Source organism: Tumebacillus lipolyticus (assembly GCF_042682745.1).
GTDB lineage: Bacteria > Bacillota > Bacilli > Tumebacillales > Tumebacillaceae > Tumebacillus_A > Tumebacillus_A lipolyticus.
This window is the reverse complement of the sequence record NZ_JBHUIO010000002.1, coordinates 505,866-530,786: the sequence shown is the minus strand read 5'-3', so window position 1 is coordinate 530,786 and position 24,921 is coordinate 505,866. Positions and strand designations below refer to the sequence as shown.

19 protein-coding genes are annotated in these 24,921 nt (G+C 56.2%); 11 read left to right on the top strand and 8 right to left on the bottom strand.

Annotated features, from left to right (window positions below):
* Positions 1-23: 23 nt before the first annotated feature.
* From ACFSOY_RS01830 to ACFSOY_RS01815, 4 genes are all read right to left on the bottom strand, one after another.
* Positions 24-1,085, bottom strand: a complete 1,062-nt coding sequence (locus tag ACFSOY_RS01830) for a GDSL-type esterase/lipase family protein (protein WP_386043755.1) — start codon at positions 1,083-1,085, stop codon at positions 24-26.
* 8 nt (positions 1,086-1,093) lie between these two features.
* Complete coding sequence (locus ACFSOY_RS01825) at positions 1,094-4,180, bottom strand: efflux RND transporter permease subunit (RefSeq protein WP_386043753.1); 3,087 nt, start codon at positions 4,178-4,180, stop codon at positions 1,094-1,096.
* Positions 4,177-5,409: an efflux RND transporter periplasmic adaptor subunit gene (locus ACFSOY_RS01820; RefSeq protein WP_386043751.1), complete on the bottom strand. Its 1,233-nt coding sequence runs from the start codon at positions 5,407-5,409 to the stop codon at positions 4,177-4,179. Before ACFSOY_RS01820 ends, ACFSOY_RS01825 begins: the two co-directional genes overlap by 4 nt.
* A 357-nt stretch (positions 5,410-5,766) precedes the next feature.
* Positions 5,767-6,117: a hypothetical protein gene (locus ACFSOY_RS01815; RefSeq protein WP_386043749.1), complete on the bottom strand. Its 351-nt coding sequence runs from the start codon at positions 6,115-6,117 to the stop codon at positions 5,767-5,769.
* Between the two features lie 696 nt (positions 6,118-6,813).
* On the opposite strand from ACFSOY_RS01815, the gene ACFSOY_RS01810 reads away from it, so the two are divergent.
* The 4 genes from ACFSOY_RS01810 (at position 6,814) to ACFSOY_RS01795 (ending at position 11,402) form a co-directional block, all read left to right on the top strand.
* Complete coding sequence (locus ACFSOY_RS01810; RefSeq protein ID WP_386044456.1) at positions 6,814-7,620, top strand: HipA family kinase; 807 nt, start codon at positions 6,814-6,816, stop codon at positions 7,618-7,620.
* Entirely contained in the window at positions 7,617-8,969 is a 1,353-nt protein-coding gene (locus ACFSOY_RS01805; protein ID WP_386043747.1) for a glycosyltransferase family 4 protein, read from the top strand. The genes ACFSOY_RS01810 and ACFSOY_RS01805 overlap by 4 nt, the downstream gene beginning before the upstream one ends.
* Before the next feature lie 88 nt (positions 8,970-9,057).
* Positions 9,058-10,368 (top strand): UDP-glucose dehydrogenase family protein, encoded by a 1,311-nt coding sequence (locus ACFSOY_RS01800; RefSeq protein WP_386043745.1) that lies wholly within the window; start codon positions 9,058-9,060, stop codon positions 10,366-10,368.
* Positions 10,365-11,402 carry a glucose-1-phosphate thymidylyltransferase gene (locus ACFSOY_RS01795; RefSeq protein WP_386043743.1) on the top strand — a complete coding sequence of 346 codons (1,038 nt, stop codon included), beginning with the start codon at positions 10,365-10,367 and terminating at the stop codon, positions 11,400-11,402. The genes ACFSOY_RS01800 and ACFSOY_RS01795 overlap by 4 nt, the downstream gene beginning before the upstream one ends.
* A 146-nt stretch (positions 11,403-11,548) precedes the next feature.
* Here ACFSOY_RS01795 and ACFSOY_RS01790 read toward each other — a convergent pair whose 3' ends face one another.
* The 3 genes from ACFSOY_RS01790 to ACFSOY_RS01780 are packed head-to-tail and all read right to left on the bottom strand — an operon-like array spanning position 11,549 to position 15,431.
* Positions 11,549-12,499, bottom strand: a complete 951-nt coding sequence (locus ACFSOY_RS01790; RefSeq protein ID WP_386043741.1) for an NAD-dependent epimerase/dehydratase family protein — start codon at positions 12,497-12,499, stop codon at positions 11,549-11,551.
* Positions 12,496-13,623 carry a glycosyltransferase family 4 protein gene (locus ACFSOY_RS01785; RefSeq protein WP_386043739.1) on the bottom strand — a complete coding sequence of 376 codons (1,128 nt, stop codon included), beginning with the start codon at positions 13,621-13,623 and terminating at the stop codon, positions 12,496-12,498. Before ACFSOY_RS01785 ends, ACFSOY_RS01790 begins: the two co-directional genes overlap by 4 nt.
* Positions 13,620-15,431 (bottom strand): CotS family spore coat protein, encoded by a 1,812-nt coding sequence (locus tag ACFSOY_RS01780; protein ID WP_386043737.1) that lies wholly within the window; start codon positions 15,429-15,431, stop codon positions 13,620-13,622. The genes ACFSOY_RS01785 and ACFSOY_RS01780 overlap by 4 nt, the downstream gene beginning before the upstream one ends.
* A 186-nt stretch (positions 15,432-15,617) precedes the next feature.
* On the opposite strand from ACFSOY_RS01780, the gene ACFSOY_RS01775 reads away from it, so the two are divergent.
* From ACFSOY_RS01775 to ACFSOY_RS01765, 3 genes are all read left to right on the top strand, one after another.
* The gene (locus ACFSOY_RS01775) at positions 15,618-16,808 is read left to right on the top strand and encodes a threonine synthase (protein ID WP_386043735.1); all 1,191 of its coding nucleotides are present in this window, start codon (positions 15,618-15,620) and stop codon (positions 16,806-16,808) included.
* Positions 16,809-16,920: 112 nt separating this feature from the next.
* Positions 16,921-18,516 carry a glycosyl hydrolase family 18 protein gene (locus ACFSOY_RS01770; protein WP_386043733.1) on the top strand — a complete coding sequence of 532 codons (1,596 nt, stop codon included), beginning with the start codon at positions 16,921-16,923 and terminating at the stop codon, positions 18,514-18,516.
* 390 nt (positions 18,517-18,906) lie between these two features.
* On the top strand, positions 18,907-20,172 hold the full coding sequence (locus tag ACFSOY_RS01765) for an MFS transporter (RefSeq protein ID WP_386043731.1): 1,266 nt from the start codon (positions 18,907-18,909) through the stop codon (positions 20,170-20,172).
* A 177-nt stretch (positions 20,173-20,349) separates the two neighbouring features.
* Here ACFSOY_RS01765 and ACFSOY_RS01760 read toward each other — a convergent pair whose 3' ends face one another.
* Complete coding sequence (locus tag ACFSOY_RS01760) at positions 20,350-20,652, bottom strand: helix-turn-helix domain-containing protein (RefSeq protein ID WP_386043729.1); 303 nt, start codon at positions 20,650-20,652, stop codon at positions 20,350-20,352.
* 113 nt (positions 20,653-20,765) lie between these two features.
* On the opposite strand from ACFSOY_RS01760, the gene ACFSOY_RS01755 reads away from it, so the two are divergent.
* From ACFSOY_RS01755 to pepV, 4 genes are all read left to right on the top strand, one after another.
* On the top strand, positions 20,766-21,248 hold the full coding sequence (locus ACFSOY_RS01755) for a DUF6884 domain-containing protein (RefSeq protein ID WP_386043727.1): 483 nt from the start codon (positions 20,766-20,768) through the stop codon (positions 21,246-21,248).
* A gap of 170 nt (positions 21,249-21,418) precedes the next feature.
* Complete coding sequence (locus tag ACFSOY_RS01750) at positions 21,419-22,423, top strand: substrate-binding domain-containing protein (RefSeq protein WP_386043725.1); 1,005 nt, start codon at positions 21,419-21,421, stop codon at positions 22,421-22,423.
* A 4-nt stretch (positions 22,424-22,427) separates the two neighbouring features.
* Positions 22,428-23,411 (top strand): 2-hydroxyacid dehydrogenase, encoded by a 984-nt coding sequence (locus tag ACFSOY_RS01745; protein ID WP_386043723.1) that lies wholly within the window; start codon positions 22,428-22,430, stop codon positions 23,409-23,411.
* Positions 23,412-23,454: 43 nt separating this feature from the next.
* Positions 23,455-24,837 carry a dipeptidase PepV gene (gene pepV, locus ACFSOY_RS01740; protein ID WP_386043721.1) on the top strand — a complete coding sequence of 461 codons (1,383 nt, stop codon included), beginning with the start codon at positions 23,455-23,457 and terminating at the stop codon, positions 24,835-24,837.
* The last annotated feature ends 84 nt before the right edge of the window (positions 24,838-24,921 follow it).

Sequence of the window (24,921 nt, the reverse complement as noted above, 5' to 3'; positions counted from 1 at the left end):
AGGAGGCATCCGCCTCCTTTTTTTTATTTGCTGAACACAGAAAGCGTCAAGCTGTCTGGCACCCAATAGACTTTGGCACCGATCGATTCGAGGATCGGGCGCAGCGGCAGGTAGAGCGTTCCGTCGAGCAGGAGGACCGGAGATGGTAAGGGGATGCGCATTCCATCGATCCGGACAGCGTTTGCACCGACGCGAGTGCGCAGTGTTCGCCGTGCATCCTGATCGATCGCTTTCAGCTGTGGAAGGCTGATGTAGATCGTGCTGTTTTCCCAGATCAGCCGAGTGGGCAGGTTGCGCGCGTTGCCGTTCCAGAGCAGGTTGGGCTGCTGATCGGGTGTGACGAGGAGCGGCGTAAACCTGCCGAACAGCTGATGCGCGATCTGTTTTGCGATCATCTGATGTCCGAGCGGATTTGGATGAATATCGTGGTTGGCGAGATTGACATATTCCTTTTCATGAGTGGCAAACAGGCTGGCGACGGGGACGACCGTCGCATCATATTGGGTCGCCACCGCTAGGATCGATTCGTTGACCCAGGTGATCCACTCGTTGAACAGGCGATGTCGCGGGTCCTGCTGCTCAAATGGGTTGTACACTTCCAGCACAAACAGTCGCGCCCGCTGATTGACCTTTCGGAAGGCGGAGAGGATTTTTTGAATGTTCGACCTGTATTTGGTCAGCGCGGCTCGCATCGCCATCACGTCGCCAGGCTTTTGGTGCTCCGTCCAGATGATGTCATTGCCCCCGATGGAAAGGGTGATCAGGTCGGCTCGACGAAGCTGCTCAACCGCTTCCGGCCAATGGGCCAGCAAAAAGAGAAACTGTCCGCTCGTCAGGCCAGCAATGCCGAGATTGTGCATCGTCGCCCGGCCGTGCGCTTGCATCTGGCGGTGCAGCAGGGGGGCATAACCGTTTAAGCGGGCGCCATCGATCAGCGGCGTGCCCCATCCAGCGGTGATCGAATCGCCGATTGCCACATATTCGATCGGTCGGTCGAGCGGGAGCGGCGCGCTCGCCCCTGCCGATTGGGCGGGAAACAGGAGCAGCAAGAGCGAGCAGACATATTGACGAAGACGGCGGGCCATCTTTTCGATCACCTCCGAGCTTTCAATCGTTCCAGCCATAAGTCGAGCGCGAGATAGACCACCGGGATCAACACCAGCGTGATCAGGGTGGAAAAGGTGAGGCCGAACAGAATCACCGTCGCGAGCGGCGCTTGAATTTCCGCCCCCTCCCCGAAACCGAGCGTGGCAGGGAGGACGCCGAGCACCGTAGCGCCAGCCGTCATCAGGATGGGACGCAGGCGAACGGGAGCTGCGCGCAGCACCGCTTGGAAGCGGTCGAGACCGCGACGGCGCAGACGGTTGATATAGTCGATCAGGATGATCGCGTTGTTGACGACGATTCCGACCAGCACGATCAGCCCGATATAGGCGCCAACCCCGAGCGAACGCCCGGTGACCAGCAGGCCGAACACCACGCCAACACTGGTGACCGGAACGGAAAACATGATGACGAACGGGTGGAAAAAAGACTCGAACTGAGCTGCCATCACCATGTAGACGAGCACGATCGCGAGCAGGAGCGCACCTTCCAACTTTTGAAAAGCATCGTTCATCTGTTCCGACTCGCCGCCATAATCGATCGCATAACCTGCCGGCAGCTCAAGGTGTTTGTCCAGCCGATCTCTGATGTCATCCATCACATGTCCGAGGTCACGTCCGACAAAATCGGCTTCGACGGTGACCTCTCGCTGGTTGTTGAAGCGAGAGATGCCAGACGGCCCTTTGTCGATCTTGATCTCTGCGATCGAGCCGAGCATGACCGTTGTGCCGAGCGGGGAAGAGATCGGCAACTGCTTGAGACGTTCGACCGATGCTCTCATCTCAGCTGGAATCTGCAGACGGACATCGATCTCTTCGCTCTGCGCGCGATAGGAAGTGATCGTCTGCGACTGTGTGGAGAGATTGATCATCTGGGCAACCTGTGAGCTGGTCAGTCCGTAAGAGAGGGCCGCCTCACGATTGACGATGATCTGCACTTCATCGACCAGCTGCTCGCGCTCTGCGGATGCTTCTCGAACGCCCTCGACCTTCATGATCTGCTCAGCAGTATGAGCTGCCAGCTTGCGCAGCTGTTGGTCGTCCTCTCCGCGCAGTCTGATCTGGATAGGGCGGCCCGTCCCACCGCCAAATTGATCGCCAGCCACCTGCACATAGGTCGTCGCCTCCGGGATCTGCCGCAGTTTGGTGCGCAGTTCATCGGCGACAGCAACGGTGCTGCGCAGGCGTTTTGAACGGTCGATCAATTGAATGTTCAACGTCGCTTTGTGCGATTGGATACCAGTGCCCTGACTGTACATCGTTCCGCCACCGATGGTGACGAAGATCGTCTCCACTTCGGGAAGCTTACGAATCGAAGCTTCAGCGGCGCTCACCGTTTGGCCTGTTCGCTCTAGCGGTGAGCCAGCCGGCAAGCTGAGGTTGACAGCGATCGCGCCTTGGTCACCTTTGGGCAAAAACTCTTTGCCGAGCACAGGGTAGGCGACTGCAGACAGCAACACCAGCCCGAGGCTTGTAAAAAGCACCGTCTTGCGATGATCGACCGCCCAGCTCAAAAGTCGCAAGTAAAGGCGTCCTAGACGGTCTAAGCGCATCGAATCGGCTTCATGCTCGGCCGAAGTGGAGATCGGAAATTTTTGAGCAGGTTCGTCTTTGCGCAGAAAATAGTAGGCGAACATCGGCACGAGCAACAGGGCGCTAAACAGCGAGGCCAGATGGGAAAACGTGACGGTGAGCGCCAGTGGGCGAATCAGCTGTGCTGCAAGTCCAGAGACGAAGATGATCGGGGCGAACACGACCACCGAGGCAAAAGCGGCAGCTGTCACAGCCAAACTGACTTCGCTCGAACCTTCGAGCACCGAATCATAAAGCGAACGACCGAGTTGACGATGGCGGTAAATGTTCTCCAAGATCACCACCGCCGTATCGACCATCGCCCCGACACCGAGCGCCAATCCACCCATCGTCAACATGTTGACCGACTGGCCGGCAAAATAGACCATGACGAAAGTGGCGATGATCGAGATGGGGATCGATAGCGCGATGACCAGCGTACTTCTCCAACTGCGGAGAAAAAAGTACAGGATCAGCGCCGCAAAAACTGCACCGACCAACATGTCGCGAGTCAGTGTTCGAATCGATTGTTTGATAAAGACAGCCTGGTCGAAGAGCGATACCAGCTGCACGCTGTCAGGCAGCGCTCGCTTCAGGTCGGTGAGCACAGATTGCACGCCGCTTGAGACCTGAACGGTGTTTGCTTCAGACAGTTTTCGAATCGACAGCGAAATGCTCGGCTTGCCGTTCATGCGCGACAAACTGCTCGCTTCGTTGACCGATTCTTCGATCGAGGCGACATCGCGCAGATGAAAGCGGTTGCCCTGCTTGGAGGTGAGCGGTACATTGCGCAGCGCTTCCAAACTGGTAAATTCCCCGCGAATGACGATCGAGAGATCTCGCTCAGACTCGCGTACCGCTCCGCCGGACAGGGTGAGGTTTTCCGAAGCGAGCAGTTGACTCAGTTCGATCAGAGTCAGACCGCGTTCAAAGAGGGCGTTCGGATCGACCGTCAGATTGATCGTGCGCTCAGCCCCGCCGCTGATCTGAACGGCAGCCACCCCTTCGACGCGCTCGATTCGGCTGCGAATCGTCTCGGCGATCGAATTGAGTTCGGTCAGATCACGCCCGCCGGTCAGACCCAATTGGATGGTCGGCAACATGTTTGGATCGAAGCGCAAGACGATCGGCTGTTCAATTTCCTTGGGCAATTGATTGCGGATGAAGTCGATCTTCTCCCGCATCTGGAGGGTGGCAAAATCCATGTCTGTGCCCCAGTCGAACTCGACGAGCACCATGACTCCGCCGCTGCGGGTGACAGAGGAAACATTTTTCACATTGTTGGCAGTTCCGAGCACTTCTTCAAGCGGCCGTGTGACCATCTGTTCGAGCACCTCAGGTGCTGTGCCTTGACTTTGCACGGTGACGCCAGCCAGTGGAAACGTCATGCGTGGAAACAGTTCGACCGGAAGTTTGAACAACGAGACCCCGCCCAACAGCACGAGAGCGATGATGATCATCGTGGCGGCGACCGGGCGTTTGACCGACAGCTCAGAAAGCTTCATCGCCCGCGCTCCCTCTGGACGACTTTGACCTCTGCACCAGGTTGTACGCGCTCGATGCCCTGATGCACAACCTGATCTCCTCGCTGCAAGCCAGATCGAATTTCAACCCATGTGCCATCATCATAGCCACAGGTGATCCGCGTTGCGGTCGCTTTGCCCTCGATGATTCTGAGCACATAGCTACCCGCCTGATCGGTCAGGATCGCAGCTTTTGGCACTGCGTTCACGCCAGCATGGGAGGCGAGGCTGATCACCGCTTGTCCGATCATGCCCGGCTTGAACAGTCCGTTTTCATTCGAGATCGGGGCGCGAGCTGTAAACGATTTTGCTTGCGGTTGGAGGGCAGGAGAGACGGATGATAGCTTTGTTGTGGTCGCAGGCAGGGACCCGATCTGCACCGTCGTTTGCTGTCCAGGAGTCAGACGGGTCACGATGTTCGGATCGACGAGCAGTTCAAGTTCTAACCGTTCGACTTGGCCGACTTGAAACAGTGGAGCGCCAGGAAGTGTCGAGCTGCCGGGGGCTGCGCTGTTGGTGAGCAGTATGCCGTTGATCGGTGAGCGAATGCGGGAAGCGTCTACCTGCGCTTGTGCCGCTTGCACCGTTCGATTCGCCTGTGCCACTTGTAGTTGGAGCCCTTGCAGCAGAGAAGTGCGAAGCGGAAGCAAAGAGCTGATCAGAGCCGACTCGGTCTCCATGCGCACCAGCTCTTTTTGGAGTAGAAGCAGTTTTTCGCTTGCGGTAGACAGTTTCTCTGGCGTGGGTGTTTCTCCCGCAGCGATCGCAGATGTCAGTTGCCGAATCTGCAGCTCGATCTGCCGTTTTAACCTGTCGATGTGCACTCCCGAATTGGCGGTTGCGCCGAACGATCTGAGCTCTGACATCTGTTGTTCGAGCGCTCGCAATGTTTTTTGCGCTTCTTGCAGGGCAGTTTCTGTCGCTTGGCTGTTCAAAGTGGCGAGCAGTTGTCCGGCGGCAACAGGCTCCCCGACCTGTGCGTACACCTGTTGCAACTGTCCTGGCATGGTGGCAGAGACGGTGACCTCGTCTGCTGAGACGATGCGACCTGGAAGGAGAACAGTCTCCGGGATATCGCGAGTCGCCACCTGATAGGAGCTGACAGGTAGGAGTGCATCAGCATGTTCTTGCGCTTGCTGGTTGCCACAGCCGAAGAGGGCAAATAGGGTGAAGCTGATCGTGAGACATCCGACGGGCAGGGTTCGATTCATCCGCACACCTCCACCTTGCATCCAAGTACCAAAGGTGAAAATAGTGTAGATCAATACCAGCGATTCTATGTGTATCCTTAAATTGGGAACTATAGGTGAAAGAGCGTATTTTTAATCATAGTTGAGCATCGAGGGGATATTTGCTTTGTACGGTTGTTCGCATGTTTGAGTTAAATTTTGATATCATGATATAGTCGTTCCTAGAACGACAGGGTTCGACAAATCATTTCGATAATTCGACACGAGTTTGTTAACTTTGCTCTTCAAGCCACAGTCGAGTTGCTCGACCGGGTGGTTTGAGGGCTGGATACATATCAAGCACGCCTTACTGCAGAAGGGACTGCGGCAGGGCGTGCTTCATTTTGGCCGTCCTCGATACAGTTTTTGATAGGATCGCAGCACCCAATAGCCGAGACCGCCGCCGCCGAGGATCGTCACGATGTCGAGCGCAAGGCGTGTCAGCAGGGCGGCATCGACGACCGAAACTCCTGGTGGCTGACGAATCTGGTGCAGGATCGCCGCGAGCAGCACGATCGCCGTGACCGCCAAAGCAACCCCGTAAACCCCACGAAATCTGAAGATCAAGAAGAAGAAAAAACCAAGCAGCATCGTCGCGACCAAGTGCGGTTGCACGGCCGGCTGCCGAATGGTTAAGTTGGTGATCAGGTATGCGGTGATGATCACCCACGCGAAAAGCCATTTTTTCATCCTGTAATGCCTCCTTGTCCCATTCTTATGCCCCAGATTCTGATTTTAAGACAGCGTGCGCACAACCTCGCAAGTGATTCTTGAAATTCTCTTGACAGTGTTGTCAGTGTTTGATAATAATAGGTGTGTCCTCAAACGGTACATTTCAATAGAATTACCAATCGCGCAAGCGGTTGGTCAAAAAGCGTGTCCCATTCAGCGGGGGCACGCTTTTTTTGGATTCTGCACAGCTTGGCTGCTACCAAGTGCAAACGTATCATTTCGATGGCGATCCCGATCAAAAGCAGATAGAAACCATATGTGTTAGATCCACTTGAGAGGGTCGTGAACGGTCTGAGGCACGTGGAGGAGAGCGCAGGGGCAGGTGCGTTTTGCGTCAGGTTGTCGCGATGATCCACGAGGTGAAGTGAGGCATTGATGGGCATTTGATGTGCATTCGGTTCATTTATACCATTGACATTTATTTATTAACTCTATATTCTATTATCAAATCAACTGGGATTTTGTCGGTGCTGCTCAGCGATCGGAGCGAACGGCCCACCTGCGGTCGGTCTGCCCATCGGTTCGTATCATCGGCAATCCTATACAGCGTGTTTTCCGTTGCGGACGAGCGTGACGGGGAGCACGCTTTTTCTTTGCGCGATGCGCTCTTGTACGTGCCTGTGCAAGCGGCTGGCGCATACGATGAGGTAATCTATCGAGACAGAGGGAAGGGGGTCGGCAGATGGGGTAACAGCCGTTCGCTATCTCGGACCGACGAGCACCGGATATTGCCGTCCGCAGATCTTTGAGTGTGACGATGGACTTTCGTATGTGGTTAAGTTTTTGTCCAATCCGCAAGGGCTGCGGATCTTGCCCAACGAGTGGTGGGCCTATCGACTCGGATCATCGCTCGGTCTGCCGATCGTCAAGAGCGAGAAGGTATATCTACCAGAAGAGTTGATCGACCTTCCACAGTTCGCAGAGTTTCAACTGCAAGCAGGTCCGCATTATGGCAGTCGGTATCTGGTGGAACACACGCTCTGCACGACGATGGAAAAGGTGGCGCGGTGTGTCAATTTGGATCTTGTGCCGCTGATGATCGCATTCGATTATTGGATCAACAACAATGATCGCTATGCGAGCAACCGCAATCTGCTGATTGAAAAAGGAGAGGTTTGGCAGTTGCGCATGATCGACCACGGAAGCTGCTTTTGTGGTGCGGGGTGGACGGTAAAAACGCTGAACGCAAATGCGGAGCGGGTACAGCCTTATTGGGGAGAACTCTACCAGCGCCTCGTAAGCTTCGTGGACGAAAAACAGATGTTTGAAGAGGCGATCGCCCGCTTAGAAGCGCTTCCAGACTGTCAGATCGCCGACGCGATCCAATCTGATGTTCCGGAGGAATGGGCGGTTACTCCTGAGGAAAAAGAGGCGCTCGTTCACTTCCTTTTGACTCGCAAGCCATTCGTGCGAGCTGCGATTCATTCGGTGATTCCGCTGATGAAAGGAGGGCAAGGATGAAAATACTGCTCGCCTCCTATTTTGCACTGCCCAATACAGGGGGACTTTGGACGTATGTCAATCAGCTAAAAAAAATTGTCGAGGCGCGTGGCCACGAGGTAGATGTGCTAACTCAACATCCGGATGGGAAGCATTACTACCTGATCGGTCAGGGAACACGCTTTGAAAAAAAGCCAGCTCAACAGGCGATTGCCGAACATCTCGCTTCTCACTATGATCGGTTGTTACCTGCGCTCGATCCTGGCATCTTGCGGATGGAAATGCAGCGCTATTTGTTTGAAGCGGCAGCAGCTGCGCTCGATATCTCTCGCTATGATCTGTTTCACACGCAAGATGTGATCTCCACACGCGTCCTCTCAAGAATCAAACCTCCGCAAGCGCCGCTGATCGCAACCATTCACGGTTATTATTCCTTCGAATTGCTGCAACAGGGGGTCATCCGAGAGCCCCACTCGGCTCATCACCGCTTTTCGCTCGCACAAGAGTCGATCGGCATCGCCTCAGCAGATCTCGCCATTCTCCCCTCGAAATGGATGAAAGATATCTTCCTGCGCGACCTGTCCGTTTCGGAAAAAGGTCTGCGCGTCATTCCAAACGGGATGGACATCAGAACGTTTTGGGCAGCGATGGGTCGACCGACCGAACAGCGCAAGCCGCATGGGAAGCAAGTGATCGCAGTTGTCGCTCGTCTGGATCGGCTGAAAGGACATATTCATCTGCTCGACGCGCTCGCCGAACTAAAAGCTCGTCGGGGAGGCTGGGTCTGCTGGCTGATCGGCGAGGGCGCGGGGCGCAAAGAGATCGAAATGCAGATCGGTCAGCTCGGCTTGCAAGAGGATGTTGAGCTGCTCGGCGATCGAAGCGATGTGCCAGCATTGCTCCAACTTGCCGATCTCTGCGTGCTGCCGAGCCTGCAGGAAAACTGTCCGTACTCGATCATGGAAGCGCAAGTGGCTGGCAGGACGGTGATCGCCTCGGAGGTAGGGGGGATTCCAGAAATGATTCGCCCAGGAGCGACCGGTTATCTCACGCCACCTGCAGACAGCGCAGCGCTGTGCAACTCGATCATGCACGCTCTTGCGGATCGAGCGGGCTGTGAGCGAATCGGTGCGACCGCAAAGGCCTGGGGGAGTCAGCAGTGGTCGCTGGAGACGATGCGCGTGCGGACGATGAGGTTGTACCAAGAGATCCTGCAAGGGAAAGCTGTTCAGATGCGACAGGCGCAATTTCGCAGCGCTTCGCTACAACAAGCAACTTCCCCCGCATGGCTCGCGCAGCTCGGCAGTTCCTATCCGGCAGATTACCAACTGCCAGATCCCACCTTTGTGCAGGTGATGCGCGGACTCTGATCGCGGTTGTACTTTTACACCGTCTCCACAAAATTGATCGGTTCATAGGATATAAGAACCAATTCTATCTGAGAAAGCAGGGAGGTTTATGCACGTATCGGTTATCGGTACAGGATATGTTGGCGCGACGACCTGCGCCACACTAGCATCGATGGGACATCGGGTGATCGGCGTGGACGTCGATCAGCAGAAGGTGGCGATGCTAAACAGCGGACGATTGCCTTTTTATGAAGAAGGGTTGGAAGCGCTGATGGGGTCGTTGATCACGCAAGGCAGCCTGACCTTTACCACCGACCTGCCCAAGGCGGTGACAGAAAGCGAGATCCTCTTCCTCACAGTCGGCACGCCCTCGCAATCGGACGGATCGGCCGATTTGAGCTATATCGAGGAGGCTGTGCGGCAGATCGGTCGCCATCTCGATCGCTACAAGGTAGTGGTCAGCAAGAGCACAGTTCCGGTCGGAACGGGCGATCGAGTGCGAGCGATCCTCGAAGCAGAGCTTGCCAAGCGAGGTGTGGTCATCCCGTTTGATGTCGTGTCCAATCCAGAGTTTTTGCGGGAAGGAAAGGCGCTTCACGACGCTTTGCACCCGGACCGCGTGGTGATCGGCTGCGAATCGGACAAGGCACGAGCCATGATGACAGAGCTGTACCAAGGTGTGCGGACGGTCATGCTGTACACGAGCGTTCGCGATGCGGAGATGATCAAATACGCATCCAACGCCTTCTTGGCGCTCAAAATATCGTTTGTCAACGAGCTCGCTCGCCTCTGTGAAAAGACGGGAAGCTCGATCAGCAAAGTGGCTCGCGGAATGGGATTGGATTCTCGAATCGGTCCGCAGTTCTTGCGCGCAGGAATCGGCTATGGAGGATCTTGTTTTCCCAAAGATGTGCGAGCGCTGATCCATCTTGGCAAACAACAGGGGGTGCCGCTCCAGCTGTTAGATGCGGTGACCTCGATCAATCAGACCCAAGCGCCCTGGTTTTTGCAGAAGGTAGAAACGGCGATCGGCCCTTTTTCCGGCAAGCGAATCGCCCTGCTCGGGTTGACCTTCAAGCCTGGGACTGACGACATTCGGGAAGCGCCAGCGCTTGCGATGATCGAGATGCTGCAGGAGCGCGGGGCAGAGGTAAGCGCTTTCGACCCTCAAGGCATGGAGGCGGTGCGGCAAATTCACCCCCAAGTAAAAATGGCGACAGATGCATACGGGGCGATCGACGGAGCGGATGCGGTGCTTTTGGTCACCGAGTGGCCGGAGTTTCTCGACCTCGATTGGTCAAAGGTGCGCAAGCGGATGCGCGGTCGTTGGATCTTGGACGGTCGCAATGCGCTTGACGGCGACAAGTTGCGCGCAAGTGGCTTTGCCTATGCGTGCGTTGGGGAGAGGCGATCCGAATGAAAGGCTTAATTCTTTGTGCGGGGCGAGGGACGCGGATGCATCCATTTTCGCATACCACCCCGAAGACGCTGCTCCCAGTCGCCAATCGGCCGATCCTTGAGTATTGCATCGAAAAGCTTCGCGGGTTGGGGATTGTTGAGATCGGCGTGGTGGTCAACCCGCAGCAGCTGGCGATCAGCGAATATCTGACTCGCTATGACACGCAATGCCGAATCGAGATCATCCCGCAGACAAAACCGCTCGGCATCGCCCATGCTGTGCAGACTGCACAGCAGTTTCTCGGGAAAGAGCCGTTCGTGTTGCTGCTCGGTGACAACCTGATCTATGAGGATTTGCAGACGCTGAGCTCAGCGTTTCAAGGCCACGATGGGGCGATCATGCTTGCGCGCGTGGAGAATCCGAGCGACTATGGGATCGCAGATATTCGGGATCATAAGATCCTCTCGCTGGTCGAAAAGCCGAAGCGCCCGAAAAGCGATCTTGCCGTCATCGGAGCGTACGTGTTTCAGCCGAGCATCTTTCAGGCGATCACCGAGCTGAAACCGTCCGCAAGGGGGGAGTACGAGATCACCGATGCGATTCAAAAGTTGATCGCTTCCGGCCGCTCGGTCTCCTTCTCGATCACAAACAAACCGTATTCGGATGTCGGAACTTTAGAGCGCTGGATTTTAGCAAATCGTTGGATGCTCGATGAAATGCAGGGCAGTCGGGTGATCATCGGCAAAGATTCGAAGGTGGAGAACTGCACGATCAGAGGTCCGGTGTTAATCGGAGATGGCTGCCAGCTCAAAGATGTGGTGGTCGGCCCGCACGTGTCGGTCCAAGATGGCGTGATGCTCCAATCCTGCATGATCGAGGATAGCATCTGCCTTGAGGGCGCCTCCATCTGCGGGGTGGAGATGAAGATCGAGCAGAGCGTGTTCGGACGGGCGACCAGACTGCACAGCGGCAAGGAAGCGGAGCGAATCATCTGCATGCTTGGGGATCACTCCCAAGTGCAGTTGCCCGATCGGAAGAATGATCATCAGCCCTAGCAAGCCCCCTCTGACATGAGGGGGCTTGCTAGGCTTGTGCGATCGCTCCTGATGGACAGGCTCAAGAGAGCGGAGCGTGCGAGCAGGATGCGATCCAAAAGCAGAAACAGCAGCGCCCTCTCCGCGGGGGAGCAGGGCGCTGCTGTTCAGAGGTTGTAGAGCGAGCGCACCTGTTCGATCTGCAGGTGAACGCCTCGTTCCACATCGAATTGCGGGTTGTAGCCGAGAGTGGTTTTGGCCTTTGTGATGTCTGCAAACGTGTGTTTCGGATCGCCTGGCTGCTCGGGCAGTGTCTGCAGGTGAGCTCGCTTGCCAGCATGTTTTTCGATCAGGGAGATCAACTCGTTGACGGTGAGACGGGAGATGCCACCGATGTTGAAAACCTCGCCTGCGCTGGGGGAAGCAGCTGCCAGCAGGTTGGCGGTCACCGCATCGTCTACAAAGGTGAAGTCTCGCGATTGCTCCCCATCTCCGTAGATTTGAATCGGATTGCCGGTCAGAATCTGCTTAATGAACTTGTGAATGGCCATATCCGGCCGCTGTCGTGGACCGAAGACGGTAAAGTAGCGCAAGGAGACGACTGGAACCCCGAACACTTTGGCATACAGTTGGCAAAGCTGTTCGGCAGACAGTTTGGTCACCCCGTACGGGGAGATCGGATGTGGCGGGCGCGTCTCGTCTGTCGGGCCCTCCATGCCGCCATAGACAGAAGAGGAGGAAGCGTAGACGATCTTTTGGACGTTCGAATTTTTGGCCGCTTCGAGCAGCGCTTGGGTGACCAAAATGTTGTGATCGACATATTGCTGAAACTGACCGCCCCATGAAGTGCGGACTCCTGGCAGCGCCGCTTGATGAAACACTTCATCGACGCGGAGCAAAAGTTCGGAGAAGGACAGGTGGCGCAGGTCGCTTTCGAAAAAGTGGAACTGGGGGTGGAGAAGGAGCGAAGAGAGGTTTCGCTCCTTGATCCAGCGGTCATAGTTGGGGACGAACATGTCGATTCCGTACACTTCAATTCCCTCTCTGAGCAATCGTTCACAGAGCGAGGAGCCGATAAAGCCTGCGCATCCGGTGACGAGCACTCGCTTTCGTCTCATCGCCAAACCTCAAGGATCTCGCGAATCACCCGTGAAAAGCCAAATCGCTGTTCGGCCAACTTTCGCCCTTGTTGCCCCATCATCCTCATCTTCCCAGTATCGGAGAGCAACATTGAGATTTTCTCACCAAAAGCGTTCGGGTCTTCCGGCGTCTCGATCAGCAGGCCGTTCTGCCCGAGGGAGATCACTTCCGGATTCCCGCCGCGAGCGGTGGTGACGATCGGAAGTTCGGCCGCCATCGCCTCATAGTGAACGCGAGCGAGCGGCTCCTCCCATTGCGAGGCGCAGACGAACAGGTCGCCCGCATGAAACCAATGATGCACCTGATCGGCTGCGACGTAGCCGGTGGTGACGACCGGGACGGGTGAGCGAGCAGCCAAAGCGCGCACATAGGCCACATAGTCGGAGATCTCGTTGTCGCTATACCATTTGCCGCCGACGATCACGAGCGCTGCATCGGAGTGACGCTGCGCCACCTGTTGCATGGAGCGAACGAGAATGTCCGCCCCTTTTTTGGGAGAGAGCCGTCCGACGAACAGAATCACTTTTTTGTCAGAAATGCCGTGCTCGCTTCGCAGTTGATGACGAATGGCGTTCGCCTCTGACGTTTTTGCGTAACGCCCGAGATCGACGCCGGAGTAAATGGTGCGCAGCTTCGGCTGCGCGCTCGGGTAGAGTGCGGCGATGGCGTTTCCGACATAGTCGGAGACGGTCACGATGCGCTCGACCTCATTGATCGCAGTCTGTGCGTCCTCCGGAGAGATCTTGTCTGGTGTAAACATATCGTTGTGCATCGAGAGCACGATGCGGGAGCGTGGAGCCATTTGGCGCACCGGCCCGATCAGACGGGGGCGGTTGAACACGTGGATCAGATCGTAATGCTTGCCTTGCAAAAAGCCAGCCACATTCTCCGCGTACAGGTCGAACTGTTTGCCTGGCACCCGTTCAAACTGAATTCTGCCCAGTCGCTCCGAGTTGGGTAGGCTAGGGTCGGTGATGCCGAGGATGGTGATGTCGTGCTGAAGGGAAAGCTCAGGGGCGATCCCTGCGATATAGGTTTGAATCGCTCCCCCCCGCACGGGCGGGACGGGGAGCTTTTCGGTGCAGATCATTAATATTTTCACGTACGCCGTCTCTCCTTTCGTTTGACGATGATCTTGTTGAGCAGTTCCTGGGTGTAGGGCGACAACTGTCCGACCTGCGGAATCGTATTCAACTCCAAGTTCAAACTGGTGTTGTTAAGAATTTCCTGCGCTCGTTCCACGATGCTCTTGCTCTCTGGCTCCTTGTGATTCCAGTCGGATGAGAAAGTCCTTTCCGATGCGGACGACCTTCTGGAAGCGGAAGGTTTCTTCGCGGCGGGCGCCTTTGTTGGAAAAGAAGGAATGGAAGCTGGCGTCGGCGTTTTTCGCATCGCGAGAATCTGTTCGCGCAAGTTATCGACCCACTCTTGGTAGTTCGGCAGTACAGAGTTGGTAGCTGCGGGAATGCTGGTGATCAGATTGTCGAACGACTTGAGTTCCTCAGCTGCGACAAGCGGCTGTTCCGGTGTGATCGACGGTGCGTCTTCGTAAGCGATCCCCGGTGCGATCCCCGGTGCGATCCCCGGTGCGATCCCCGGTGCGATCCCCGGTGCGATCCCTGGTGCGATCCCTGGTGCGATCCTCGGTGCGATCCTCGGTGCGATCCCTGGTGCGATCTCCGGTGCGAGCTCGGGGGAGACGACCCCGGTCGTGTCGAGCGCGAGGCTTTGGTTGGAAGCTGGTACGAGATGCGCCTTGAGCGAGGGCACCCAGTCGGCCGGAGCTTCGAGGATCTGTGCGCCGAGCTCTTGCAGGGCAGGCCATTTGGTTGCATCTGTCGCTTCCATGCGATCGAGCATCGCTTCCGTCTCGGCGGTCAAAAATAGCTCTGGCGCATAGACGACCTCTTTGACGTGTTTGTAAAACTCATTGGGCATCGCCATATCGATCAACAGCACTTGCATCAGTTCCGGCTCGATCGGATTGGATTGATGATAGGCGTCGATCATGCCGCGAATCCACGCCAGATCCCATTGCCCCATATCTTCCATCGTAGAAGTCATCAGTTTGCGCAGGTCGCGAATCGGCAAGTCGAAAGCGACGCCGTCCAGGTCGATGATCCAAATCTGACCGTCGGGGCCGACCTGACCGTTCGACCACCCGTAGTCTTGATGGGCGAACCCCCATGTTGCTTCACCGCGTTGCACCAATTCCTTGTAGGGGGATTGTTCCAACGTGTACATCGCATTACGCGCCTGTTGCTCATATTTGCTGATCAGCGAGAGCAGTTTCTGACTGGCAGGTAGATCGGAGTAGAGGGTGGCGATGTGGCGGAACCAGTCGAGCTTGTTCAGTATTTTGTAATAGGACATCGGATAGCGATGGAGGCGGGTGGCGTTCACCGCGCCTTTTGGTGGCGTGTATCCTTGCGAATGCTTATGAAATTCACCCAGTCCGAAACAGAGTTGCTGAGCGCCAGTGAGATCGACTTTGGCTGCTGGGGTCAGCGGTTCGATCCAATCGGTGACGATCCAGAGCTTGCCGCCGCGCTCGACTGATAGCTCGCCCCGCCTGTCTGGGATCAAGGCGGGAACCCGCGCCCCTTTTTCCACCAGATATTGTTGGGCACCAACGCTGAACAGGCTGCGAGCTGGTGTGCGGTGAAGCACTTTTAAGCTGCGCGGACCGTGGTTGGTCTGGATCTTCCAGATGGCGCCGCCCTTATCCGGTTTCGTCGTGATGAGCAACAGTTCGCTGACCGACATGTCGTACTCTTTGATCACTTCATAGGCCATCGCTTCCAGCTCGGGCGGGACGGTCGGCACATCGCCTTCCACGTCACCCCATGGCTGAATCAGCCATGGGTCAAGGGTGGTCCCTTCCTTTGGCTGACTGATCATTTCCTCCATGTGCTTCCCTTCCTTTGCATGCGTTTTTATCAGTGTATTTACATGAGACGACTCTTGTAACGTACAGGCAACCACGGGCGAGCTTTTGTCTTGGACTTGTGTTGCCGCTGTGATATGGTGAAAGCAATGAGAAGTCGCTCAGAGCGTGCTTGCTCGCATCGGACAGATTGGAAGGAGTGGAAGAGGATGTTCGTACAAAACGAGTTGGCCAGATCGCTGTCGTGCCTTCGCTGTGGGGCGGAGTATGAGTGGGGCGATTACACGGCAGGTTGCCCATCCTGTCTGGCGCAAGGATTTCCAGCCTCGCTGAAGATCGATTATGCGGCGGACGCGGCGTGGAGCGTCGATCCAAAAGTTCGGGGGATGAGGCGCTTTGCCGACAGGTTGCCCTATCGCACGTATCCGACCTTGGGCGAAGGGGACACACCTTTGGTCGACCTGCCCGATTTCGCAGCAGAAGTGGAGGTCGGCAGTCTCTGGCTGAAAAATGAAGGGCAGAACCCGACAGGATCGCACAAGGACAGGATGAGCGCGCTGGTCGTCGCTCGCGCCAAAGAGATCGGCTGCACGACGGTGGTCGCCGCATCGAGTGGAAATGCGGGTGCATCGCTCGCCGCCTACGCGGCGGCAGCAGGCCTGAACTGCGTGGTGATCACGACGGTCCAGATGAATCCGATCTGGGGGCAAGCGGTGCGTTCGACCGGGGCGGAGCTTGTCGCGGCACACGATTCGCTCAAGCGTTGGTCCTATATGAGAAAGATGGTAGAGGAGCAAGGCTGGTATCCGGCGACCAACTATCTCGATCCACCGACAGGCAGCAATCCATTTGGCGTGCAAGGGTACAAGACGTGCGGCCATGAGTTGGCAGAATCATTCGCTGGGGCAGGCCTGTCCGCAGTAGTTGTCCCGACTTCGAGAGGGGATTTGCTCTGGGGCATTTGGCAGGGGCTTAAAGAGGCACAAGCGGCAGGGTGGATTCAAACCGTTCCGCGCATGTATGCGGTCGAACCGTTTGGTCGCTTGTCCCGCGTGTTGAGTGGGGAAGATTATCGCGATCATTTTTCTGGAGATCATGCGAACACCGAGTCGATCGGCGGGACGACCGTCACCTATCAATCGGTGCATACGCTGAAAGAATCGGGTGGACGAGCGATCGATGTAAACGGAGGCGAAGCGCTGCGTGGACAAGCGGAGCTAGCACGCCGCGGGCTGTATGTGGAAAGTTCGTCTGCAGTCGTCTGGGAAGCGGTGAAGAAGTTGAAAGCGAGCGGAGAGATCGGGGAAGCGGACCGAGTTGTCATGATCGGGACGTCGAACGGGTATAAGGACAATTACTTTGCTCAACAGCCAGAAATGAGAGTAATCGACGCAGAGTAACGCACGCGAAGAAAAAAGGGAATATCTGTGCCTTGTCCCTGCCCTTCCTCTACTTGTAAACTAGTGGGTGAATGACTAGATTACGAGGGGAAGCGAGGGAAGGGTTGTGCGCATGTGGTTAAAACGTACCATTATCGGGTTGGTGACCGCCGCAATGCTCGTACCGGGAGTTTCCACACAAGCTGCCGAGGGCAAGTTTAACATGTCCTATCTTTACTTTGGAAGCACATCGACATATGTGGATTCGGTCGATCGAACCAAAAATTCACTTCATGTAGTGTCTCCCGATTTCTTTAATCTAAACACGGATGGGACATTGAAGTTAACGACCAAGCTGTCCACCTCCTTTATCACGGAGATGCACAAGCGGGGGGTCAAAGTCGTTCCCTTTTTGAGCAACCATTGGGATCGGGAACTCGGACGCAAAGCGTTGCAGAATCGCGAACAACTCGCGACACAGCTGGCAGACGCGATGCAGAAGTACAATTTGGACGGCGTCAATGTCGATCTTGAAAATCTGAACGAGGCAGATCGCGCAAACTATGTGGATCTGGTGCGGCTGTTGCGGGCAAAACTTCCGGCGCAGAAAGAGGTGTCGGTGGCGGTTGCCGCCAACCCACGCGGATTTCAGATCGGCTGGCACGGTTCCTACGACTACAAAAAATTGTCCGATTACAGCGATTATTTGATGGTCATGGCCTATGACGAAAACTATTCGGGCGATACGACAGCAGGTCCTGTCGCCAGCGATTCGTTTGTGAAAGGCTCGATTCAATACGCGTTGGATCAAGGCGTTCCGCGCAATAAGATCGTGTTGGGCATTCCCTTTTTCGGTCGCGTCTGGAAATCGGACGGCACGATGAACGGCGCGGGGGTATCCAACTCGCGCGTGCCAGAGCTGCTGGCGAAATATGGTGGGCGCGTCGTGTACGATGCTGCGACCAAGTCGGCGAAAGCGACATTTACAGTCAAACCGACCGATGAGGTGCTGGTCATCGGCTCCACTCGCTTTACGGCGGGGACGTACACACTTTGGTTTGAGAACGAAACGTCGATCAAAGAGAAGTTGCGCTTGGTCGAGAAATATCAACTGAAGGGCACCGGTTCTTGGAGTTTGACCCAAGAGGCGGATGGGACGTGGGACTATTACTCGCGCTGGTTGAACGGTCGCTACTTTGAAGATACGGAAAACCACTGGGCCGGGAATGATATTCTCGCAATGCTCGACAAAGGCTGGATGGTCGGAACTGCACCGCTGAAGTTCTCGCCTGAAAAACCACTGACGCGGGCTCAAGCGGCTGTGATCTTGGTGAAGGCGTTAGGTCTGGAAGAGCAGTCGGCACCGAGTGCAGGCTTTCGCGACGTACCTGCCAACCACTGGGCGAAGCGCCATATCGACATCGCCAAACAGGCAGGTTTTATTTCAGGGTTGGAATACAACCTGTTCGCCCCTGAGCAAAATGTGTCGCGTCAGGAGATGGCGTCGATGCTGGCTCGCTTGCTCAAGATTGAAACACAGCCGAGCGTAGGTGCACCATTTGTCGACGTCACCGACGGCTGGTCCTTTGAGGCGATCTTGGCGATGAAACAGGAAGGCATCTTGAGCGGATACGAGGGTGGTTATTTCCGTCCGCTCGCCGGAACGACTCGTGCGGAGATGGCTTCGCTGATGAATCGAATCGCAGAGAGACTTACAACGCTACCTTAAACGAAAAACCATGTGCTCTACAGGACGGTAGAGCACGTGGTTTTTTTTTTCAGCGCGATGCAGAAAATTCTGTCGGGTATTGCCAAAGTAAGGCGAAACGGATTAAACTTAATTTATTGATTTTATTTACGAGCCTTGATCCAAGCAACATCGAAGACATACTCAACTATTTCTTGGACCTTGGAAAACAGCAAACGATTTTGCCAGATGGCATCGGGTACGAACTTCGGTTGACCGTTGAACGCGTTGGCTGCCAACGAACGTTCTGCCGGCACCTGCCGACCGGCAGCCTGCCCGAGCCATCAGACTCTCTTTCACGGCAGCAGAACGGCCGATGGAATCAGCGAAAGAGAGTGACGCTGTAACGAACAATCGCTGGGAGGAAAAGAGATGGGACAGAAACAATCGATGTTTGCACCGGTCAAGCAGCGTTCCTTTCGCAACCTGTTTATCGGCTCGCTGTTCTCCGATTCGGCCAACTGGCTTGATATGACCGCCCTCGCGGTCGTCATCGCCTACGAATGGGGCATGGGGGCGACGGAGATCGCCTCGATGATGATCGTGCTCGCTTTGCCTTGGATTTTCATCGGTCCGGTCGTGGCCGTTTGGGCGGACCGACTGCCACGGCGAATGCTGATGGTCACTTGCGTGTTGATCAGGGCTGTGGTCATCTTGGGCTTGTTTTTCGTGCCCAACCTGTATCTGATGTTAGCGCTCGTCTTTCTGCGCGCATGTGTCGCTACGCTATACAATCCGGCGCGGATGTCGGCGATTCGCTCGCTGGTCAGCGACGATCTGTTGCCCCAGGCGATCTCGCTCGGGCAGATGTCGATGTACCTCACGCAGATTGGCGCTCCGATGCTCGGCGGCGCACTGATCCCGCTGATCGGAGCGCGGCAAGTGTTTTTGGTGGAAATCGGTTTCTTGCTCCTGTCCGCTCTCTTTTTGGCATTTTTGCCTCCGCTGAAAAGCGAAGCGAACGAGTCGGAGCGCGGTCAACACTTTTGGAAGCAGTTCGCCGCAGGGATCGTGCACGTGAAGTCGAAGCGCATCCTGTCCGTTTCGATCATCCTGATGACGATCGGCATGTTCATCGTCCTGCTCTATGATGGAATGCTCGTCATCTGGACGAAAGACGTCGGGCTCGGCGAGCATGCGTTCGGCTATCTCGTCTCAGCGCTTGGCATCGGCTCTGTCGTGGGTGCACTGCTGATGGGCTCGATCCCAAGATGGCATAAAAAACCTCTGCACATGCTGATCACACTGGCGCTCATCTGCGGCCTCCTCGACGTGGTGATCGGGCTTGGCGGCCTGAAAGTGATCACCGTAGGGCTGTGGATGTGGTTTCTCTATTTCCTTTTCTTCGGCATCTTTTCGGCCGCAGCGATGATTCCGTTCTCCTTCATCATCCAGAAGGAGACGCCCAAACATCTGATCGCTCGGGTGTCCGGTGTTTCGACTGCGACCACCGCCCTCTCGATGTTGCTCGCTCCGGCACTAGGAGCCTGGTTGTCCAGCTTGATCGGCATCGGTGGTACTTTTGTGATCGCAGGTCTGTTCATGTCGCTGATCGCGGTGATCGTTCTGCTTCTGCTCAGCCGGATTCTCAACGAGAAACAGGATGTTGTCAACGAGTCGCCCGCACCGTCAGCCTGATGAGATCTGCATGGCTGTAAACGAATCAGCTGATACGATGGACGCCTGCGAAACGCAGGCGTCCGTTTTTTTCAAAAAGAGACCACCGCTTACGAACGGAGCTCCGTTTCGCTCATCGGCGGTACACAGGCGCGACTGCGCGCACGATTCTGATCAAGAAAGCGAGAGCAAATCTCACTATCGCATGCCCTCTCGCTTGAGCAACTCGATACACTTTTCGATGATGTCGCGCTTGAGCTCTGCTCGCTCGATGCGCTGAACGCCGATCGCTCGTTTCCTGTGCGCAGACGAACGGCGATCGAGCAGTCCGACCTCGCCCTCCTCGCGATATTTGCGCATCCATACCTTTAAACGGTCGAGATCGTAGATCCCAAGCGTATCGGCCACCTCCTGTTTGGTCATGCCGCACAACAACATCTCGATCGCCTTTTTCTTGGTTTCGAAACTGTAGCTGTTAAATTTTTGCCCTTTGTAAGCCATCTGAAAAGCACCTCCTGATTCGTTCACAAGCATACTTTTGTGGCGGTGTCTACTTGCAGAAGTGCGAGATGTGCTATACTCATCACCAATCTGATCCATGGAGGTGCTGCGCTGTGAAACGTCTGTGCATCATTCCTTGCGGCGCGAAAAAGCTTTGGGATCGTCATCCCGATACGGAAGGTCCAGTGGAGGCGGAACGAGCCTATCTCGGCACATTCCATCAGCTTTGTCAGTCCTACGCGAAAACTTTTTTTGGCGATGATTGGGTGATTCTCTCGGCGAAACACGGCTTTCTTCGACCGAGCGATCTCGTGCCAGAAAATTATGATGTGCGCTTTTCAACACAGCGCCCATTGCGGAACATCGATCTAAATGGGTTTCAACGGCAGGTGTGGGAAAAGGGGATTGATGCATATGAGGACATCACGATCCTCGGGGGCAGAAAATATGCGGAGATCGTTCCTGCGATCATGGGAGAGACACGAATCTATCACACACCGCTGCAAGGATGCAAGGGGATCGGCTACATGCTCCAGAAGATTCGAGGGGCGCTTGAGTCGGGACAAGAACTGATCACACGCCCGACCGAAGGCTGAACGAGCGGCTGAAAGCGGGTCGTGGTAAGCGGGCGGTTGTGCGCGGCGAAGGAGCGGGCAGTTACCGCCGCTTAGTTTTTCATGCGGGCTTCGAGCGCATTCTGTTTCGAAATTGAGCGGCCGTATGGTAAAATGAGGCTATATTTGCACTGATAAAAGGGGAGTTTCCCGTGAACAAGACGATCTACGATGTAGCACGAGAAGCGGGCGTCTCGATGGCGACCGTTTCCCGCGTTTTAAACGGTACGGCAGTCGTAAAGGACGAGACGAAAGCGAAGGTTCAAGCGGCGATCGAAAAGCTCGCCTATCGACCGAACGCTGTCGCCCGCGGGCTGGCCAGCAAGCGGACGAAGACGATCGGCGTCATCCTGCCCGACGTCTCCGACCTCTTTCATGCGGAAGTGCTGCGGGGCATAGAAGATATTGCAACCATGTATCAATACCATATTATTCTCACCAACTCAGACGCGAGAGAAGAGCGCGAGATCGACCTGATCGGGACGATGTGGGAAAAGCAGGTCGATGGTCTGATCTTCATCTCGGAGCAGATCACCAAAGAGATCGTCAAGACATTTGAGCAAGCGCAGCTGCCCGTCGTGCTCTGCGCGACCGAAGATCCGGAAGGTCGCATTCCGTCCGTCTCGATCGACAATGAGTCGGCCGCTTTTGATGCAGCTCAGTTTTTCTTGAGCAAAGGAATCTCCTCGATCGCTTTTATCGGCGGTCCTACCTCGCACCGGGTGACGATGGAGCGCCGAAGCGGGTACGAGCGAGCGCTGTCTGCGGCGGGCCAGCCTTTGCAGGACACCTTGATCTTACACGCTCCCGATATGAAGTATGAAGGAGGTCTGGACACTGTCGACCGCTTTCTGCAGGCGGGGCACCGCGCCGAAGCGGTTGTCGCCGCTTCGGACGAGCTCGCACTCAGCTACTTGAATGCGATCCGCGATCGGGGTGGGAACGCGCCTGACGATGTGCTCCTGATCGGGTTTGACAATACGCGCCTGTCGAAGATGGTGCGACCCGATTTGACGACTGTCGCTCAGCCCACCTATGATCTTGGCGCCGTCTCGATGCGGCTGTTGACCAAACTGCTGAACGATGAGCCGATCGACGACTACACCGTCCGCCTGCCGCATTCGATCATCGAGCGGGCTTCGACAGACCGGGGGTGAGCAGATGAACAGGCGACCGCGCGTTCTCGTCACCCGCGCTTTGCCAGAGGCGGGTATGAAAAAGCTGTTCGAGCACTGTGAGGTCACCGTGTTCTCGGCGGAGCGTCAGCCGACGCAGGAGGAACTGCACAGGCTGCTTCCCGAGCACGACGCGCTGATCTGCACCTTGGCCGATCGAATCGACCGCGACCTGCTCGCGAGTGCGAGGCCGCAGGTGATCAGCAACTATGCGGTCGGCTTTGACAACATCGACATCGCCGCCGCGACGGAGCTGAACATCCCAGTCACCAACACGCCCGGGGTGCTCACCAACGCGACCGCAGAGATCGCTTGGGCGCTGCTGATGGCCGTCTCGCGCCGCATCGTCGAAGCGGATCGATTTGTTCGCGAGGGGCGCTGGCAGGGCTGGGAACCGCAGATGCTGCTCGGCACCGAGCTTGCGGGGAAGACGATCGGCATCGTCGGTTGCGGTCGCATCGGCCTTGCGGTGGCCAAGCGGGCGCGCGCATTTGAGCTGAACGTCTGCTACCACAATCGCCGCCAGCTTGACCAAGCGATCGAGCGCGAGCACGGGCTGACCTATGTCGAGCTGGAGCGGCTGTTAGCAACGTCCGACTTCGTCTCCTTGCACATGCCCTACACACCAGAGTCGCATCACATGTTCGGCCGCGCGGAATTTCGGAAGATGAAGCGGACAGCCTATCTGATCAACACGGCGAGGGGCTCCGTCGTGCAGGAGAGCGAGCTGGTCGAGGCGTTGCAACATGGTGAGATCGCCGGGGCAGGGCTCGACGTCTTCGAACAGGAGCCGATCGTTCATCCCGATCTGCTCGCTCTGCCAAACGTGGTGCTCGCCCCGCATCTCGGCAGCGCAACGCTTGAGACGCGGACGAAGATGGCGGAGATCGCGGTCGAAAACGCGCTTCTCGTTCTGCGCGGCGAGCATCCGCTCTCCCTGGTGAATCATCAGGTGTGGACGAAGCGCTAGACTTTTTTGAAATCATACAAAACGGAGAGAGGAGCTGCATAGGATGTTTGCAAAGTGGATTGATGAAAACAGCGAACAGATCATCGAGAAAACACAGGGGGTTTTGCGGATCAACTCGGTTGGCGGGGAGCAGACAGCACCTGACCAACCGTTTGGCCCAGGCTGTGCAGAAGCGCTCGACTATGTGTTGCAACTCGGCCGCGAGCTTGGCTTTGCGGTGAAAAATGTGGATGGATACGCGGGTCACATCGAATTTGGTGAGGGTGATGACTACATCGCCGTGCTCGGTCATCTCGATGTGGTTCCGGTAGGTTCAGGCTGGACCTATCCGCCGTTCGGTGCAGAGATCCACGACGGGAAAATATATGCGCGTGGCGCAATCGATGACAAAGGGCCGACGATGGCCGCTCTCTTCGCGATGAAAGCGATCAAGGAGTCGGGTGTCGCGCTGGGCAAAAAAGTCAGGCTGATCATGGGCTTGGACGAAGAGTCGAATTGGCGCTGTATGGATCACTATTTTCAAAAGGAGCCCTACCCGATCGGCGGGTTTACCCCAGACGCAGACTTCCCGCTGATCCACGCTGAAAAGGGTATCTACTGCTTCAACTTGAACAAGAAGCGCGCCAACCTCGAATCTGCACCTGTCGTCGTTCGTGAGCTGACAGGCGGCAACCGGGTGAACATGGTTCCAGATGGCTGCCGCGTCGTGCTTTCGGTCAAAGGGGACGCACAGGCGGTGGCAACCACCATTCAGGAGGTGGCAGCTCGCGAGGGCGTGCGTCACGAACTGCAGGTAGCAGCTGGTGAGATCACCCTGTTTGTCGAGGGGGTGTCCGTCCACTCGATGGCGCCGCACACCGGGATCAACGCGATCGTCCAAGCGGGGAAACTGCTGCGCGAACTCGATACGGCAGACCGCGAGACATGGTCGTTTCTCTCCGAAGTGGACACGGAAGGTGCGCGCATCGGCGTGCAGATGGTCTGCCATGCGACAGGCCCGCTCACGAGCAACCTCGGTCTGGCGAAAGTGGATGCTGACAGCGTGACGTTCACCTTTAACCTGCGCTTCCCTGTCGACAAGACGGATGCGGACATGTTGAAGTTGGTGGAAGACAAGGTGGGCCCAGAAGGGTTCGAAACATCAGATCCCGGCATTGCAAACATGAAACCGCACTATGTGCCGATCGAGTCGGAGATCGTGCAGACGCTGCTGAAGGTGTACGAGGAAGAGACGGGGGAGAAGGCGACGCCGCTGACCACTGGCGGTGGCACCTATGCGCGAGCGATTCCAAATGCGGTCGCTTTTGGTGCTCAATTCCCCGGACAACCGGATGTGGCGCACCAGAGGGATGAGCACTGGGAAGTGGGTCATTTGCTCTCATGCACCAAAATTTTTGCCAAAGCGATTTATGAATTGGCAAAGTGACCTCGCTTACAGAACGGGTGATCTTGTCGTTGCATAATGATAGGTAATGAACCAAGAAGCACCCTATCTCTCTGCGAAGGAGTG

Coding starts and splice junctions, on each gene's coding strand:
- ACFSOY_RS01830 (WP_386043755.1), bottom strand. CDS start 1,085: ATGGCCCGCCGTCTTCGTCAATATGTCTGCTCGCTCTTGCTGCTCCTG.
- ACFSOY_RS01770 (WP_386043733.1), top strand. CDS start 16,921: ATGTGGTTAAAACGTACCATTATCGGGTTGGTGACCGCCGCAATGCTC.
- ACFSOY_RS01815 (WP_386043749.1), bottom strand. CDS start 6,117: ATGAAAAAATGGCTTTTCGCGTGGGTGATCATCACCGCATACCTGATC.
- ACFSOY_RS01790 (WP_386043741.1), bottom strand. CDS start 12,499: ATGAGACGAAAGCGAGTGCTCGTCACCGGATGCGCAGGCTTTATCGGC.
- ACFSOY_RS01760 (WP_386043729.1), bottom strand. CDS start 20,652: ATGGCTTACAAAGGGCAAAAATTTAACAGCTACAGTTTCGAAACCAAG.
- pepV (WP_386043721.1), top strand. CDS start 23,455: ATGTTTGCAAAGTGGATTGATGAAAACAGCGAACAGATCATCGAGAAA.
- ACFSOY_RS01820 (WP_386043751.1), bottom strand. CDS start 5,409: ATGAATCGAACCCTGCCCGTCGGATGTCTCACGATCAGCTTCACCCTA.
- ACFSOY_RS01745 (WP_386043723.1), top strand. CDS start 22,428: ATGAACAGGCGACCGCGCGTTCTCGTCACCCGCGCTTTGCCAGAGGCG.
- ACFSOY_RS01825 (WP_386043753.1), bottom strand. CDS start 4,180: ATGAAGCTTTCTGAGCTGTCGGTCAAACGCCCGGTCGCCGCCACGATG.
- ACFSOY_RS01780 (WP_386043737.1), bottom strand. CDS start 15,431: ATGGAGGAAATGATCAGTCAGCCAAAGGAAGGGACCACCCTTGACCCA.
- ACFSOY_RS01800 (WP_386043745.1), top strand. CDS start 9,058: ATGCACGTATCGGTTATCGGTACAGGATATGTTGGCGCGACGACCTGC.
- ACFSOY_RS01805 (WP_386043747.1), top strand. CDS start 7,617: ATGAAAATACTGCTCGCCTCCTATTTTGCACTGCCCAATACAGGGGGA.
- ACFSOY_RS01795 (WP_386043743.1), top strand. CDS start 10,365: ATGAAAGGCTTAATTCTTTGTGCGGGGCGAGGGACGCGGATGCATCCA.
- ACFSOY_RS01775 (WP_386043735.1), top strand. CDS start 15,618: ATGTTCGTACAAAACGAGTTGGCCAGATCGCTGTCGTGCCTTCGCTGT.
- ACFSOY_RS01765 (WP_386043731.1), top strand. CDS start 18,907: ATGGGACAGAAACAATCGATGTTTGCACCGGTCAAGCAGCGTTCCTTT.